Genomic DNA, 1,544 nt, shown 5'->3' with positions numbered 1-1,544 from the left:
TCACTCCGAGGGATCTAATATTATTGGATTTGGCGAGATGGGGATAGCGAATACCTCGTCGGCTGCTGTTATTCTTCACCTTCTTAGCAATATTGAGCTAAGTGCCTGTGTGGGTCGTGGTACCGGATGGGATGATGAAGGTCTGCAACGCAAGTACGAAATTCTAGGTCGTGCCCTTTCAAAATACAGAGGTACGAATGCCGCTGAAGAGGTGTTGACTTACTTTGGTGGTTTCGAAATAGTAATGATAACAGGTGCCATGCTTAAGGCTGCAGAACTAAAAATGACCATCATGGTAGATGGCTTTATCACTACATCAGCTCTACTAGCAGCTTCAAAAATGCATCCTAATATTTTAGATTATTGTATTTTCACCCACAAGTCACAAGAAAAAGGGCATCAGTTAATGCTCGATCAGCTTAAAGCGAACCCCCTATTGGATATGGGCATGCGTTTGGGCGAGGGCACAGGTGCTGCCATTGCTTTTCCATTGATTCAATCGGCTGTCAACTTCCTTAACGAGATGGCTAGCTTCGAAGATGCTGGTGTGAGTAATGCCGACTAATTATAAATTTAAAGATTCTGACGCAGATCAAATATGATACCTTATGATTTAATGTTAATCATACAAAATCATATTTAATCAGCGTCTATTCTTTTAAATAATCTTAAACTCTTGAGTAAGATTATACATCAATTGATCTCCCATGTTTAGAGAACTTAATATCTTTTTTACCGCTCTTTCCTTTTTCACCAGAATTCCTTTCCCTAAGTGGGCCAAGTTCGAAAAGGCCTATCAACACGAAGCAGTCAAGTATTTTTCAATTGCAGGCATCATCATTGGTGGTCTTAGCGCTTTGGTATTTGCTTTGTGTGACTCGTTACTGCCATTTAATATTTCACTTGTTCTAAGTATGGTATTTACCACCTTGTTAACCGGTGCCTTGCACGAGGATGGCTTTATGGATGTTTGCGACGGTTTTGGTGGCGGTTGGACCAAAGAACGTATTCTTGAGATCATGAAGGATTCTCTCGTTGGAGCTTTCGGTATTTCGGGTATTATCTTTGTTGTTCTGGCTCGCTTCTTTGGAATGGAAGCCATTTCAGCAAGTTCACTTCCTATCGTATTAATTGTTGCTCACTCCTTTAGCAGAACCCTTGCAGGTAGTTTGGTGAATAGTCATGACTATGCACGCGTTGATAATTCCAAGGCTAAGGACTATGCCCACAAGCTAAGCAGAGGGAATCAGTTCGTTTTATGGCTGACAGGTCTTTTACCCATTCTCCTTTTGCAGGATATCAAATATTTCCTGATCATCATTCCTGCTTTTATAGCCAAGTATCTTCTAGGTCGTTACTTCCAGAAATGGATAGGAGGTTTTACGGGTGATTGCATTGGTGCAACGCAACAAGTGGTTGAGATTGTGATTTATTTGAGCTTTTATATCATCTCAGTACATATCTAGCTTACAGAACCTATCAAAGTAATTGCAAAAGCCATCTTTAAAGGTGGCTTTTTAGTTACAATTCCCCTCAGATTACTA

The 1,544-nt window shown here is 40.5% G+C and carries 2 protein-coding genes; both read left to right on the top strand.

Annotation, left to right across the window (positions count from 1 at the left end; translation table 11 throughout):
- Nucleotides 1-565: nicotinate-nucleotide--dimethylbenzimidazole phosphoribosyltransferase (locus ABY905_RS17215; protein WP_372646125.1), on the top strand; the 565-nt coding region annotated here is incomplete at its 5' end.
- A 142-nt stretch (nt 566-707) separates the two neighbouring features.
- Nucleotides 708-1,466, top strand: coding sequence for an adenosylcobinamide-GDP ribazoletransferase (locus ABY905_RS17210; protein ID WP_372646123.1), 759 nt, complete (start codon nt 708-710; stop codon nt 1,464-1,466).
- Nucleotides 1,467-1,544: the final 78 nt, after the last annotated feature.

Source organism: Ancylomarina sp. (genome assembly GCF_041555295.1).
Classification (GTDB): Bacteria; Bacteroidota; Bacteroidia; order Bacteroidales; family Marinifilaceae; genus Ancylomarina.
The sequence above is the reverse complement of the archived record's forward strand: the minus strand, read 5'-3'. Positions and strand labels throughout refer to the sequence as shown.

What these genes read in the sequence shown, in the direction of transcription:
- ABY905_RS17210 (WP_372646123.1), top strand. Translation starts at nt 708, where the DNA reads ATGTTTAGAGAACTTAATATCTTTTTTACCGCTCTTTCCTTTTTCACC.